Origin of the sequence: Aquibium sp. ELW1220, assembly GCF_030398385.1 — a bacterium.
GTDB lineage: Bacteria > Pseudomonadota > Alphaproteobacteria > Rhizobiales > Rhizobiaceae > Aquibium.
This window is the reverse complement of record NZ_JAOAOQ010000008.1, coordinates 1-12,878: the sequence shown is the minus strand read 5'-3', so window position 1 is coordinate 12,878 and position 12,878 is coordinate 1. Positions and strand designations below refer to the sequence as shown.

Here is a 12,878-nt window from a genome sequence, read left to right as displayed (position 1 = left end):
ACGATGGTCCGATCAGACGAAGCGGTGGAAGCCGGTCCATCGCTCGGCGAAGAAGAGCACCAGGACGGTCGCGATGATGAGAAGGGTCGAGACTGCGGCGACGCTCGGATCAACGCCCATCTCCACCGAGGTGAAGATGAGGATCGGCAGCGTGGTCTGCCGCGGCCCGGCGAGGAAGATCGTCACCGGCACGTTCTCCATCGAGGTGACGAAGGAGAACAGGGCGCCCGCCACCAGGCCGGGCTTGATCAGCGGCAGCGTCACCAGCCGGAAGGCGGTGAAGCCGTCCGCTCCCAGGCAGCGCGCCGCTTCCTCGACGGAGAGGTCGATGCCCGACAGGCTCGCCAGCGCCGAGCGCACGATATAGGGCACCGTGATCACGACATGGGCAAGCAGCAGCACCACGAAGCCGCCGCGCAGCCCCACCAGCGTGAAGTACTGCAGCAGCGCCACGCCGATGACGACCGAAGGGATGATCAGCGGCGACATGAGCAGCGAGGTGAGCGCTTCCGAGCCCGGCAGCATCTTGCGGAACAGGGCATAGGACGCGGCAACGCCGAGCACCATCGAGATCGTCGTCGCGCCGATCGCCAGAACGAGGCTGTTGCGGATAGCGCCGAGATAGGCGCTGTCGGTGAGCACCGCCTCGAACCATTTCAACGTGAGGCCCTGCGGCGGGATCGTCAGGTAGGAGGTTTCGCTGAAGGAGGCCAGCACGACCACGATGACCGGAATCTGCAGGAACACGACCACCAGGAGTGCGATCGTCGTGACGGGGAGCGTGGGGCGCTGGTCGTTCATGCCAGGCCCGCCCAGCGCTTGGTCATGCGGCTCGAGATCCAGATGATGAGGAGCGTCGCCAAAGCGAGCGCGAAGGACAGCGCCGAGCCGCTCGGCCAGTCGAGCAGTTGCATGTACTCGTCATAGATGAGCGTCGCCATCACCTGGTAGGTCGGCCCGCCGAGCATCCGCGGCGTCACCAGCGCGCTGATGGTGAGCACGAACACCAGGATCGATCCGGCGATGATGCCGGGCGCCGTCAGGGGCAGGGTCACGGCCCGGAAGACATGGAACCGGCTCGAGCCCAGCGTGGCGGCTGCGGCCTCCAGGTCGCGGGGCACGTTCTGCAGCGCCGCGACGAGCATCAGGACCATGAACGGAAGGTAGATGTGGGTGAGCCCGATCGTCACCCCGGTCACGTTGAACATCAGCTTCAGCGGCGCCTCGATCAGGCCGACGTCGATCAGGAGGTTGTTCACCACGCCCCGGTTGGTGAGCAGCACGATCCAGCCGAAGGAGCGAACCACGAGGTTCAGCATCAGCGGGAAGATGACGAGCAGCGTCAGTGGCAGCCGCCAGCCAGGCCGGCCGCGCACGATGAGGTAGGCGACCGGATAGCCGAGCAGCAGGCAGGCGACGGTCACGCCGACGCCCAGCCCCAGGGTGCGCAGCACGACCTCGCGATAATAATCGTCGGCGACGATGCGGACGTAGTTCTGCAGCGTGAACGACCCGGCGACGATGCCCATTCCCGGCTGGTATTCGCGGAAACTGGTCGGCGCGAGCAGGATCAGCGGGACGATGAAGGCGCCTGCGAGCACCAGGAGCAGCGGCGAGAACAGCAGCACGCCCGTCCGCCACGATCTCATGGCGCGGTCTCCCGCGACAGCACCAGCACGTCCTGCGGGTGCACCTCCAGCATCACCGGCTGCCCCGGGGCGAGGTCGCCGGCCGGCCCCGAGGAAGGGGCTTCGACCACGAGTTCCTGGTCGCTGCCGATCCGCACGACATACTTGACCTGGGGACCGGAGAAGGATCGCAGCGCCACCGTCCCCGCAATCCGGTTGACGCTCTCGTCGCCGCTCGCCGCCAGGCTGATCGCCTCCTGGCGGATGAAGACCTCGACCGGCCTGCCGTCGCCGCTCAGGTCGCTTTCCGAACGCAGTTCGAGTTGCTCGTCCAGCGCCACGCGCCCGCCGCGGATGGTGCCGGCGAGCCGGTTGGGCTTGCCGATGAAGCTCGCGACGAAGGCCGTCGCCGGACGTCGGTAGATCGTCTCGGGCTCGGCGAACTGCTGGATCACGCCGTCCTGCATCACGCAGACGCGGTCGGACAGGCTGAGCGCCTCGGCCTGGTCGTGGGTGACGAAGAGGGTGGTGATGCCCAATTCGCGCTGCAGGCGCTTCAGTTCGATCTGCATCTCGTCGCGAAGCTTGGCGTCGAGGTTGGACAGCGGCTCGTCGAAGAGCAGGACGTTCGGACGCGGGGCGATCGCACGCGCCATGGCGACGCGCTGCTGCTGCCCGCCGGAGAGCTGGCGCGGATAGCGCTCGCCGTAGCCGGCAAGCCGCACCATGGCCAGCGCCTCGCCGACGCGCGCGTCGAGTGCGGCACCGGACTGCCCCTTGCGGCGCAGGCCGAAGGCGACGTTCTCATGGACGGTGAGATGCGGGAACAGCGCATAGGACTGGAAGACCAGGCCGATGTTGCGCTTGTTGGGCGGCAACCGGGTCACGTCCCGGTCGCCGATGCGGATCGTGCCGCCGCTCGGGTCGATGAGCCCTGCCACCATGCGCAGGATCGTCGTCTTGCCGCATCCCGACGGCCCGAGCAGCGAAACGAACTCGCCCTCGTCGATCGCGAGCGACACGTCCTTCACGACGGTCACGCTGCTGTAGCGCTTGACCACATGGTCCAGGGTAAGGTTGCTCATCGTGCCCCAATCGAAGCCGTGGGTTCCTCCCGGATACCCGGTTCTTGATCAGCGCAGGACTTCACGCTGCCAGCGCCGCGTCCATTCGGGCAGCTTCGTCGCCATCTCGCTCGGATCGAGGAACATCATGTCGTTCAGCGCCTCGCCCGTCGGTACCACGGCCGATACGGCATCGGACAGGCTGACGTTCTTGTTCACCGAGCCGATGAACTGGCGCTCCGAAAAGCACTTCTGGTTCTCGGCGTCGAGGACCGTGTCGATGAATTTGAGCGCGAGATCTTCCTGCTCGGTCCCCTTGGGGATCATGATGGACGGACGGATGCCGACCGCGCCTTCCTTGGGATAGGCGACGGCGAGCGGAAGACCGTTGCCGATCTGCACGCCGGCGCGGTCCGGATACCACACCGCGATGTCGATCTCGCCGCGCTCGAACAGCGAGACCACCTGGTCTGCCTGGGTGTAGAGGAGCACCGCATCCTTTGCCAGCGGCTTGATCTTCTCGATGCCGGGCGTGATATCGTCGAGCGAGCCGCCCGCCATCTTGTTCACCGCGGCGAGGAACTGCCAGCCGGTGGTGCCGGAGATGTCGCCGATGGTCACCCGCCCCTTGTAGGCCTCGTCGAAGAGATCGTTCCAGGAGGTCGGCGGCGTGGTGATCTTGTCCTTGTTGTAGATGATGGTCGTCGAGCCGAGCATGGCCGCGACATAGGCGTCGTCCTTGCCCCAGGCGCCGTCGATGATTTCCGGCGCGTTGCCGAGCTTGGCGCGGTCGAGCGTGACCAGCAGGCCCTCGTTCGCCATCTGGACGGCGAAGGCGTCGTCGGCGAAGACCACGTCCATGTCGGACTGTCCGGCGGTGGCGCGGATCGCGGCAGCCTGCTGCGCCGAGTTGGCGAGCTTGGTCACGACGGTGGCGCCGGTCTCCTTCTCGAAGACGTCGATATAGCAGGCCTTCACGTTGTCGGCGAAGGAGCCGCCGAACTCGCCGAGCACGAGCTCCTGCGCCGAGGCGGACGAAACGGCGACGCCGGCCAGCATGGTGGCGGCGGTGAGCAGCTTGATACGAGATTTCATTGACTTTCTCCCATTTCCGAAGGCCCCGGGCATCTCTGAAGGACGCCAACGGGGATCACGCTACCATCGGGCGAATTACCTTTCAAGAAAGAAATATGAAAGGTAAACTTCCTTACCCGTCACCTTGTCCGCGGCTCCCCGCCGGACTAGACGGTGAACGCAACGGTCGGGACATGGAAGCATTGGACGAAACACCCCTGAGGTATTGGGAACTGGATCGGGTCGGTCGCGGCATGGCGGCCTGGCGTCGCGAACGGCCGGACATCGACGGCAGCGGCAAGGCCGTCGTCGGCCGCATCCTGCATCTCAACGACATCATCATGCGCGCCGTGGACAAGGTGCTCGCCCGGCATGGCGTGAAGTATCCGGTCTACGCCGTCCTGGCGACGATCCGCGTGTCCGGCGCGCCCTACCGCATGTCGCCGACGGAACTGCTGTCGTCGCTGCTGGTCACGTCCGGAGGCCTCTCCAATCTGCTGCGCCGCATGGAGTCGGACGGCTATATCACGCGCATGGCCGACAAGCGCGACGGACGCGGCGTGATCGTCGAGTTGACCGAAAAGGGCATCGCGGTGGCCGACGCCAGCATGGCAGATCACGCCGCCATGGAGCGTGATCTTGTGAACTGCTTTTCGCCCGAACTTCAGGAGACCGTGGCCCGTGCACTTTCGCTGATGATAGCGGCGACCGAGCGTTGAGAAGCTCACTCCATCGACGCGAAGCCGTATTGCGTGGCGGGACTCAGGCCCTGCTCCTTCGTCCGGCCGATCGTCTTGCGCGGACCAGGCAATTTGCCGGACCATAGCCTGCGACAAGGTGATGTCGGGCGTTTTCGACCGCTCGACCACGCCCGGTTCGCAAGGCTCGATTTCTCTCCGCCGGAATCCGGCTTCTGCAGCCCGCTCGCGTTCGATGTCCTCGCCTCGGTGTGGACGATCCGTCCGTCTCGCTTTTTCCGGATTTGCGCGGTATATCGGGTTGCCATCCCCTTCGCTGTTTGGCGGGCCGTTTTTGGTTCCCATCGGTGCGACAGATCCCCATCGACGAAACGGGCAGCATCACGACGTTGAAAAATCAGGACATATGGACCGGAAGCGGGGTTTACGCGAACAAGGTGTTCGCCGTCGCGCCCATGATGGACTGGACGGATCGGCCCTAAACCCCCGAATTCCGCGGCTTATGTTGTACCGAATGTCGTACCAGAAGGCCCGCCACCCTTTCGGATGACGGGCCGCGCGGCGGTCGACGCTTGGTTTCCGCCTGCCGGCTGGCCGCGCTTAGTGAATCACGCCACCACCTTGAAGGCATCGGCCGGCGCCCAATAGTGCTCGGCGCCGAAGCGGACGAGCAGGTCGCCGTTCATCTCGTTCCGGCCGACGACGTCATAGATCAGGCCGTCCGCCTCGACCTGGGCGCCAAGCGCGATTGGCGCCACGAAAGCGGGCGCCGCAACCGCGGTCGAAGAAACATGCATGTTCATATTCATTCCCCTCAACGCCGCCCGATGCGGCTACGGGAACAATATACGCATAGTGTAGTTTGGGCGGCAAGTGGTTTTTACTGTAGTTGTTTTCGCACAATACGTGCAATGCTTTGTGCGAAAACATTTAGTCAAGACGGATGCCCAGGTTGGGAAGACGGTAGTCTAGCTCTTGGCCTGAAATGGCCGCGAGTGCATTGTCCAGCGATTCACGGGCTTCCGCTAGCGCATGGTAGTGCGCCGCATAGGGGCTTATGCTCGCCAGCCCATGAATGATCGAATCCCGAAGGTGCAAAGCGCGCCGGATTAACTCGGCGGCTTCGGCAGGGGAGAGGGCTTCGGGGCGACGTCGGCGGGGCATGCGAACAAAATAGGAACAAATGCCTCGCCAGGTCAAGTGGACAACCGGTTGATGTCGTGGGACAACGTAGCCGAGCTTGACTCAAGTATCCGACCATCCGCGAGAGAAACATGGATGACGAATTTAAGCGTAGAGTACATCTCACATTTGAGCAGGCAGAGGGAGCCGCTTCGCTTCCGCGCCAGCTTCAGCTAAAGGAGCTATCTTCAGAGCTTCGCGGAAAGATGTACGCGTTGATCTACAGAAGCCTTGAATTCAAATATCTTGATACCCTCCTGCAGAGAAAACCCGTTGTAACGAAGGCATGGGAGATAATACTGGAAGATTTTCATGTTGAAAAATCGCACCGACCGATCGACGAATTTGACAGATCGTCTCGCGGTGTGATCGATCATCTGAAAGAGATTATATTCGAGGGTGAATACATAGAGTTTTTTGGTACACTTCAATTTTTTGTCAGACATCCGAAATGTCCTGATCACTTTCCGAGAGATATAGCGCGCGTACTAGAAAGTACACGTGCTTCTTACCGGCTTATGGAGCGAACATTCGTACCGATCGCCTCCCCCCAAGAAGGACAAGCAATAGCCGACGCCTTAGTTCTGTCAGGCCCCACTCCAGGTGCACGGGAGCACCTGAAGCGCGCCAGTGCATTCTGCACCGAAGGTAAGTGGGCGGACAGTGTTCGCGAGAGCATTCACGCTGTCGAATCGGTCGCGAAACGCTTGGAACCGTCAGCGAAAGAACTCGGTCCGGCCTTGGCCCGCATTGAGAAATCGGGGAAACTTCATGGAGCTATGCGTAGCGCGTTCGCCTCACTTTATGGGTACACGAGTGACAAAGAAGGGATCCGTCACGCGCTTCTAGACAAGTCGGATGCAGAAGTGGACGAAGCAGATGCTCTGTTCATGCTTGGTGCTTGTGCATCGTTTGTCAGTTTTCTTATTCGTAAGGGTCAGGAAGCGGGTCTGCTTCAAGCTGATAAGCCCTGATAGTCTACGCCGCGCCTCCGTAATCACCCATTCGTCAGTTGCTGCCGCTGCTTTGCGCGGTCGTACCCGGCAAGCCCTTGTGTGACTGCCGCGCGTGACTGTTGCGTCGCGATACCCTTCACCACGCCGCCATCGTCCACGAACACGCCCGTTACCTCGACCACGTGCCGCATTGTGCCGCCGCCGCTCTGCGCCGGAATGGCGGGCGCCTGGAAGCTGCCTATGCGGTCGTTGTTGATTGCCTCCAGCAACCCGCGATGCTTGGACGTCGCGCGGGCGTTGGTGACGAACTCGCCGTCGCTCAGCATCGCCGGAATCTTGTCGCCACGCGGCCCGCCTGGTCCGCGTACCGGCCCGCCGCTTGCCAGCCGCTGCACGCCGCCGCCGTCCTTCAATCCGAAGATGGAAAGGATGTTGAAGCCGCCGCCGTCAAAGATGCTGTTGAGCGCGATATCGATGAGCCGGTCGGCCACTTTGCTAAGCGCGTTCTGCAGCACCTCGGCAGCCGACGCCCCGCTGCGCAGGTCGGAAATCATGCCGCCGAGCACGTCGCGGCCAATGCCGCGAAGCTCCTCTGCCGCCGCCGTGGCGTTGCGTGTGGCCGTGGCCTCCGCTTCCAGCGCCGTGACCAGCGCCACAATCTGCGCCTGCTGTTCGGCCGTGGCAGCGGCGCCGGCCTGCCGGAGGGTTGTTGCCACCTCCCGCGCTAAATCCGTCGCGCCGACTAGCGCAAGCTCGGCCTCAAGCTCCGCGATAAGCTCGCGGACGGCTTCGGCCTCGCGTAGGGCTGCGGATGCGCTTGCGTCGCGCTTTGTCCCGCCGCCCGCCTTAATCGCGCCAAAGCCGCCGGCGGGCGCCACAGGCGGCACGAACGTTGCCGGCGGCAAGCGGTCGGTCTTCGCGGTTGTCGTCGTGCGAGGGAAGCTGCCGCCCCCCGTAGTGCCCGCCAGCGCGCCAAACTGCTCGCCAAGGTCGACCGCCTGGCGCCGCTTGTCGAGGTCCGCCAGCGCGCCGCTGAAGGCGTTGATGAAGTCCTCTAGCGCGGTTGCAGCTTCGACGATGGCAGTTTTCAAGGCCGTGCCGATTGTGGTCGCAACCTCGTTAAAGCGCCGATCGAGTTCGGCGGCCTTGTCGATTAGCTCGGCATCCATGACTGTGCCGAGTTCGTGTGCCCGGTCGATCGTCGCGCGAAGCCCGTCCTCGCCTTGGGCAATGAGTTCGACGAAACGCTCGCCAGCAGAGCCGCCGAAAATCTCGTCGCCAATGCGTATCTGCGCCGCCTTGTCGAACGAGCCGAGCCGGCCGATAATCTCAAGCAGCAGTTCGGACGGATCCTTCAACTTGCGTTGAAGTTCCTCGGCGCCATAGCCCAGGCGCTGGAAAGCCTCCGCAGCCGGTCCGCTTCCCGTCTGCACGAACTCATCCGCCCTCAGATTCAGTTCTTTCAAGCCATCGACCATGGCGTCGATGCCGATCCGGTTCTGCTCAGCTACGAATTTCAGACCCTGGAACGCCTCGACCGACACGCCCGCCCGCTTGGCCTCGTCGCCGATCGTTGCGACGCTCCGCGCGACTTCCGCGAATCGCGTGACGATGCCGGCAATTCCGCCCGCCGCGATGCCACCGACGAGACCGGCGCCGAAATTCTTGAAAATGCCTGCGACCTTTTTGTTGGCCGCTTCGAACCGCGTCTCAATGGCTTTCGCCTGCCGATTCGTCGCGCCGGTCGCACGCTTGAGTGCCTTCTCGAATGACGCCGTGCGTGCTTCAAGTGCGACCACGAGCTTTTGGATTTCCTGGGCCATTAGCGCGCGCCTTCCATATGTGCGGCAAGGCTGCGCAGCGTGGCAGCCGTCGCAGCCGCGCCGTCCAGCACGCGCAACATAGCTATCCCTTGCATAGCCATAGCCGCGGCGACGTGCTCGACCGCGTGCCCGTTGCGGATCATTGCCTCGGCAACGGCTGCCGTCGCGGCTTCGGAGACAGAGAGTTCGTCGTTCATTGGGTATCCCCTAGAAAAAGAAAGCGTCGTCGGACGCGGTGTCATAAATCGAGCGTCCGCTCGCGCTGGCGACGGCACGACCGCAAGCCATGATCGCGGCCACGGCCGGGTCGATACGGTCGGCGGCCCGCGCCTTGTTCGGTCGACGATTGCCGGACTGGTCAGCCATCATCACAACATTGCCAACCGCCCAGCGCAGGAGCGGGTTGCCGCCGTGGCAAAGCCGGCGCGTCATCATCAGGTCTTCAAAGTCGTCCACCGGCTTCGCGTAGTTCGCCAGCGTCTGCGAGAAGGCGGCACAAGGGATGCCGTCCGTTTCCAGGTTCTCGATAATTTCGCGGGCCATGTACGGGTCGAACGCCACTTCGCGCACGTCAAGGATGTCGCACAATTCGCGGATGTGGTCCTCGATGACCCCGCGGTCGACGATGTCGCCGGGGCAGGCCGTGAGGTGCCCCTGGTCGCGCCATAGCGCATACGGCGCGCCATCGTTGTCAGCGCGCTTGCGCAGTTGCGCTTCCGGCGCAAAGCCGCGCACGTGCAGGGCATAGCGCCCGTCGTCCAGTTCTATCGCTGCGGCAACGGCTGCCAAGTCGATGCGCTTCGATAGGTCAACCGCCAGCCAAGCGCGCTTGCCCTTAAGCGCGGCAAGCTCGCATGCGTCGCCGTTCTGGTCCCAAATCGCAAGATCCCACTCCGGATTAGCCGCGCCGTCCAGCCAAACGTTGAGGTTCAACTGCCGGAACATCTCGCGATCGGCCGGCCGGTGCTCGGCTTCCCGCACTAGCTGCCGCAAGCCGACAATGTCCGGATAGGGCGGGTCGCACGACAAGCCGGGATTTACCCGGTGCCAAACCGCCTCGTCGCGCCAGTCGTCTTCGGGGTCGGCTTCAAACAGGATAGGCAGGAACGCGTCGTCGTGAATGGCGCCAGTCGCCACCTGCTTCGCGTAAGCGTACATGTCATACGCAATGTTTTCGCGCCCGACGCCTGCCGTTGTCGTCACGACAAGCAGGCTGCCCGCCGTCTTCACAAGGCCGGTCTTTAGCGCGTCCCATAGGTCGCGCTTCTTCCAGGCGTGCAATTCATCCACGAGGGCGAACACAGGTGTACGCCCGTGCGCCGTTGCCGCGTCCGCCGACATAGCGCGATAGAACGCGCCGCTGCGCTTGTGGGTGATGCGGTTCTTCGTGTCCTGGATTTGGAACGCTTCGGCAGTGCGAGGATGCGCGCCGATAATCCCGACCATCTCCTCCAGCGCAATTCGCGCCTGGTCGCGATCGACCGCGGCGCCGACCACCTGCGAACGCGGGATCCGCTCCGGGCCAAGATGCATGAGTTCAAGTGCGGCGCCGAGCGTGGTCTTGCGGTTGCCGCGAGGGATAAGCGCGAAGACCGTTTTGATGCGCCGCGTGCCGTCGGGCAGGGTGTCGCCGTAGACGCGGCGGACGATCCGCTCTTGCCAGCGATCAAGCTGAAAAGCGCGGCCGGGGAGGGTGGATTTCGGATGCCTTAGCGCCTTGATAAAGCGGATGGCGCGCTCGCCTTTGCCATGCGGGTCGGGAATTTCGCTGTTATCGAAGATCCACGCGAGGTGGCTAGATATCGCCAAGGGCGTCGTCGTCGTCATTGCCCGGCGCGCCCCCCTTGTTCTTCGTCCGCGAGGCGGGCGTAAGCCCAAGCTCGGCGGCAAGCCGGCGCGCGGCTTCGAGGTTTTCTTTAAGGATGGTTGTCTCCGGCCGCCGCTTGGGGCCGCTGTCCGACTCGTAGGTCAGGCCATGCTTGCGCACGGCTTCCTCAGCCGATCGCATGGTTGCGACCGCAAGGCAGTAGGACTCCACCGTTGCAAGCTCGTGCGCGGCGATCTTCCGGTCGGCCACTAGCTGCGGCACCACGCGGCGCCACTCAGTGCGGGCGTGCGGCGGCAGCCACTTCGGTGCGGCCGGCGAGGTCGACAACGCCCCGTCGAGCGCCGTTATCGCAGGCTTGCGGCCACGCATCAGAACGACCACTCGCGATATTCGCCGAGCATGTCGCCGACGCCAAACGGAATGGACGCCGCCGACTCGCCGACCAACGCAGCCGCGCGGTGCTGGTACAGTTGCGCGGCAAGCTGCAGGACGGCTTCTCGCAAGGGCTCCGGCACGTCGCTAGGCGCGTCGCCATAACCGGCCACAAAGCGGATACGGACCGCGTTGACGGTATCGGCAGTGTCGGGCCAGCCGCTAACGCCCGGCTTAATTCGGCCCGGATCGGACGCCGTGTCGACCGCATAGTCATCCGACGGCATCGTGGCCTCAAGGCCCGTCGTGGCGTCCAGGTATTTGACGCTTGTAACGCTCTGCAGCGGCCCCTTCGGCAGCGTGATTTCGCCAGCCGGGAACGCGTCATAGACGAGTTCGAAGGTCGTTGAGATTAGCGGCTTCCCAATGAAGCGCTCCACGTGCTGGCGCGCGGAAATCCCCTTTGCGGTCAGGATTTCGTCGTCGTCAGTAAAGTCCGTCGCGCGCACGTGCTGCTTAAGATCGTTCAACGTCACCGGCTCAACTGCCGGTGCGGTAACTACGACAATGGCCATAGGTTCAAATTCCTATTATTGGTGAATTGCGAATTGTGGGGGCGCGTGGTGCGAGCCAGACGGCAGGAAGTTGCCGACCACCCCCCGGTTGTGCGAGGGTGGCAAAGGTGGAGGCAAACGCATTCTGCTGACGCGCTTAGCCCTTTGAATCTGGCGGGAGATATTCGGTGTTTGAGATTGGGAGTGAATACAAAGTAATTACGCTTGAGACCGGCGACAACTACGAAGGGAAATGGTCTACGTACGAGTCAGAACGAGTGTATGAAGTGGCGGCTGTTGATGGTAATTTGGTTAAGTTCTTAGGGCCTGACTTCTCTAAGCACGAGTTCGAAGAATTGCTTGCCACATCGGTTGAGAGAAACATGCCGCGCGAAGAAATCATACTGAATACAAGCAGCCTGTTCTTCGTCAGAGCCGAAAAGATCGCTAACATGAAGAGCTAAGCCGCCACCCTAACGCGCAAACGCGCCCTCGCTCTTGATTGCCTTCCGCCGATTGCACAGCCCATTGAACGGCTGCCAGTTGGACCTATCCCAGAATAGCTGCATGTCGCCCTTAGGCGCCACGACGTGGTCAACCATGTCCGCAGGCCGACCGCATCCGCACGCGCACAAGGGGGCGCCTAGCGCCTTCAGGTACGCGCGGCTCTCCTTGTGCCAGCGCGCATCATAGCCACGCTCAGCGGCGCTGCCGCGGGCCTCGTCGTTGGTCTTCTGGCGCGCCTTGCCGTTGCGAACTTGGCAAGGGCATTTAGCGCCCTTAGGCACGCTATGGCCGCAGGGGCATATGCGGTTGGCCATAGTGCCCTCCTTGTGTGATAGCGGCCCGCCATTACTGACGAGCCGCTGCCGACCCTTGGCCGCCCATGAAAAACGGCTGGTGTCTGAGCCTTGTCACCTTGTCCGGAAAGACTGCTTGGCGGCCCGGAGGTGACTATCTGTTGCTGGACAGGCCCGTTGTCCCGCCGCTTGCGGCAGGAGTTGCCCTCGTGGTTGTGCCGCCGAAGTGTGTGGGCTAGCCGCTGAAGACGCCGCAGGTGCCGCCCGCAACGCGCGTGAACCGATAGGTTCCCGGCGCGGCTAGCACCTTTGCCTTGTCGTACGCGGTAAGTTCGGTCACGCCGTTGTATGCGCCTGCGTCATCCTTGAGCAGAACGAGCACGCGGGCGGTGTCGTCCGTCAGGCCCTTAAGCGCCACAGTCAGGGAATCACCGTCAGCCACAACGACATCCGCGGAATCGTCTGCCGTGGCGGCAGTCGCAAGGATCTCGGTCGGCATCAGGTCACCGGAGCGCTGTGCGGACGACCAAGGATAGCCATGGCCGCAATGGGGCTATCTCCCGAGTTCGCAGCGGCGGGCGTAATGGTCAGGCGCGTATAACGCGCGTTGCCCACGTAGCCCAGCTTCCGGGTCTCGCCATCGTCGGCAAACGTGAAGCCGGCTGCGGCTTCCGTACCGATAAGGTCGGCATCCGCAACGGCAGTAGCGCCCGACATGCCGGAGTCGTTCGACTCCTCCAGAAGCACAGTATAGGTCGCGTCCGCGTCCGACAGCGTGCCGGTAGCAATGGCATAGGTCAGCGAGTCATAGCCGAGCCGGTCGATGATGGCGCCGACCCACGGAGTCGTCCCGGCATTGTTGTAAGTGCCCGGCGCAATGACCGGACGAATGGTAATAT

At 63.3% G+C, this 12,878-nt stretch carries 15 protein-coding genes; 3 read left to right on the top strand and 12 right to left on the bottom strand.

Features of this window, described 5'->3' with window-relative positions:
* Nucleotides 1–12 precede the first annotated feature (12 nt).
* From N1F91_RS09665 to N1F91_RS09650, 4 genes are read right to left on the bottom strand one after another with little or no spacing between them, the layout of a single operon-like run.
* On the bottom strand, nucleotides 13–801 hold the full coding sequence (locus tag N1F91_RS09665; RefSeq protein WP_289991735.1) for an ABC transporter permease: 789 nt from the start codon (nucleotides 799–801) through the stop codon (nucleotides 13–15).
* Nucleotides 798–1,649, bottom strand: coding sequence for an ABC transporter permease (locus N1F91_RS09660; RefSeq protein WP_187971442.1), 852 nt, complete (start codon nucleotides 1,647–1,649; stop codon nucleotides 798–800). The genes N1F91_RS09665 and N1F91_RS09660 overlap by 4 nt, the downstream gene beginning before the upstream one ends.
* On the bottom strand, nucleotides 1,646–2,713 hold the full coding sequence (locus N1F91_RS09655; RefSeq protein ID WP_289991732.1) for an ABC transporter ATP-binding protein: 1,068 nt from the start codon (nucleotides 2,711–2,713) through the stop codon (nucleotides 1,646–1,648). Before N1F91_RS09655 ends, N1F91_RS09660 begins: the two co-directional genes overlap by 4 nt.
* 48 nt (nucleotides 2,714–2,761) lie before the next feature.
* Nucleotides 2,762–3,787, bottom strand: coding sequence for an ABC transporter substrate-binding protein (locus N1F91_RS09650; protein WP_289991731.1), 1,026 nt, complete (start codon nucleotides 3,785–3,787; stop codon nucleotides 2,762–2,764).
* Between the two features lie 182 nt (nucleotides 3,788–3,969).
* Between N1F91_RS09650 and N1F91_RS09645 the strand changes: the two genes are divergently transcribed.
* Entirely contained in the window at nucleotides 3,970–4,485 is a 516-nt protein-coding gene (locus N1F91_RS09645) for a MarR family transcriptional regulator (RefSeq protein WP_289991730.1), read from the top strand.
* A 587-nt stretch (nucleotides 4,486–5,072) separates the two neighbouring features.
* Here N1F91_RS09645 and N1F91_RS09640 read toward each other — a convergent pair.
* Nucleotides 5,073–5,267: a hypothetical protein gene (locus tag N1F91_RS09640; RefSeq protein ID WP_289991729.1), complete on the bottom strand. Its 195-nt coding sequence runs from the start codon at nucleotides 5,265–5,267 to the stop codon at nucleotides 5,073–5,075.
* A 471-nt stretch (nucleotides 5,268–5,738) separates the two neighbouring features.
* Here N1F91_RS09640 and N1F91_RS09635 point away from each other — a divergent pair, with 471 nt between their 5' ends.
* On the top strand, nucleotides 5,739–6,620 hold the full coding sequence (locus N1F91_RS09635) for an AbiJ-NTD4 domain-containing protein (protein WP_289991728.1): 882 nt from the start codon (nucleotides 5,739–5,741) through the stop codon (nucleotides 6,618–6,620).
* A gap of 23 nt (nucleotides 6,621–6,643) precedes the next feature.
* Here N1F91_RS09635 and N1F91_RS09630 read toward each other — a convergent pair whose 3' ends face one another.
* Genes N1F91_RS09630 through N1F91_RS09610 form a run of 5 tightly spaced genes read right to left on the bottom strand, consistent with a single transcriptional unit; the run spans nucleotide 6,644 to nucleotide 11,200 of the window.
* Complete coding sequence (locus N1F91_RS09630) at nucleotides 6,644–8,425, bottom strand: phage tail tape measure protein (protein ID WP_289991727.1); 1,782 nt, start codon at nucleotides 8,423–8,425, stop codon at nucleotides 6,644–6,646.
* On the bottom strand, nucleotides 8,425–8,622 hold the full coding sequence (locus tag N1F91_RS09625) for a hypothetical protein (protein WP_289991726.1): 198 nt from the start codon (nucleotides 8,620–8,622) through the stop codon (nucleotides 8,425–8,427). Before N1F91_RS09625 ends, N1F91_RS09630 begins: the two co-directional genes overlap by 1 nt.
* 10 nt (nucleotides 8,623–8,632) lie before the next feature.
* On the bottom strand, nucleotides 8,633–10,252 hold the full coding sequence (locus N1F91_RS09620; RefSeq protein WP_289991725.1) for a terminase TerL endonuclease subunit: 1,620 nt from the start codon (nucleotides 10,250–10,252) through the stop codon (nucleotides 8,633–8,635).
* Nucleotides 10,221–10,634 (bottom strand): phage terminase small subunit P27 family, encoded by a 414-nt coding sequence (locus tag N1F91_RS09615; RefSeq protein ID WP_289991724.1) that lies wholly within the window; start codon nucleotides 10,632–10,634, stop codon nucleotides 10,221–10,223. The genes N1F91_RS09620 and N1F91_RS09615 overlap by 32 nt, the downstream gene beginning before the upstream one ends.
* On the bottom strand, nucleotides 10,622–11,200 hold the full coding sequence (locus N1F91_RS09610) for a hypothetical protein (protein ID WP_289991723.1): 579 nt from the start codon (nucleotides 11,198–11,200) through the stop codon (nucleotides 10,622–10,624). Before N1F91_RS09610 ends, N1F91_RS09615 begins: the two co-directional genes overlap by 13 nt.
* 167 nt (nucleotides 11,201–11,367) lie before the next feature.
* Here N1F91_RS09610 and N1F91_RS09605 point away from each other — a divergent pair, with 167 nt between their 5' ends.
* Complete coding sequence (locus N1F91_RS09605; RefSeq protein ID WP_289991722.1) at nucleotides 11,368–11,643, top strand: hypothetical protein; 276 nt, start codon at nucleotides 11,368–11,370, stop codon at nucleotides 11,641–11,643.
* Between the two features lie 571 nt (nucleotides 11,644–12,214).
* Here the strand turns inward: N1F91_RS09605 and N1F91_RS09600 are convergent.
* Nucleotides 12,215–12,478, bottom strand: a complete 264-nt coding sequence (locus tag N1F91_RS09600) for a hypothetical protein (RefSeq protein ID WP_289991721.1) — start codon at nucleotides 12,476–12,478, stop codon at nucleotides 12,215–12,217.
* The coding region (locus N1F91_RS09595) for a hypothetical protein (RefSeq protein ID WP_354670537.1) at nucleotides 12,478–12,878 on the bottom strand (401 nt) is incomplete at its 5' end. The genes N1F91_RS09600 and N1F91_RS09595, both read right to left, overlap by 1 nt.

Coding starts and splice junctions, on each gene's coding strand:
- N1F91_RS09665 (WP_289991735.1), bottom strand. CDS start 801: ATGAACGACCAGCGCCCCACGCTCCCCGTCACGACGATCGCACTCCTG.
- N1F91_RS09660 (WP_187971442.1), bottom strand. CDS start 1,649: ATGAGATCGTGGCGGACGGGCGTGCTGCTGTTCTCGCCGCTGCTCCTG.
- N1F91_RS09655 (WP_289991732.1), bottom strand. CDS start 2,713: ATGAGCAACCTTACCCTGGACCATGTGGTCAAGCGCTACAGCAGCGTG.
- N1F91_RS09650 (WP_289991731.1), bottom strand. CDS start 3,787: ATGAAATCTCGTATCAAGCTGCTCACCGCCGCCACCATGCTGGCCGGC.
- N1F91_RS09640 (WP_289991729.1), bottom strand. CDS start 5,267: ATGAACATGCATGTTTCTTCGACCGCGGTTGCGGCGCCCGCTTTCGTG.
- N1F91_RS09635 (WP_289991728.1), top strand. CDS start 5,739: ATGGATGACGAATTTAAGCGTAGAGTACATCTCACATTTGAGCAGGCA.
- N1F91_RS09630 (WP_289991727.1), bottom strand. CDS start 8,425: ATGGCCCAGGAAATCCAAAAGCTCGTGGTCGCACTTGAAGCACGCACG.
- N1F91_RS09625 (WP_289991726.1), bottom strand. CDS start 8,622: ATGAACGACGAACTCTCTGTCTCCGAAGCCGCGACGGCAGCCGTTGCC.
- N1F91_RS09620 (WP_289991725.1), bottom strand. CDS start 10,252: ATGACGACGACGACGCCCTTGGCGATATCTAGCCACCTCGCGTGGATC.
- N1F91_RS09610 (WP_289991723.1), bottom strand. CDS start 11,200: ATGGCCATTGTCGTAGTTACCGCACCGGCAGTTGAGCCGGTGACGTTG.
- N1F91_RS09600 (WP_289991721.1), bottom strand. CDS start 12,478: ATGCCGACCGAGATCCTTGCGACTGCCGCCACGGCAGACGATTCCGCG.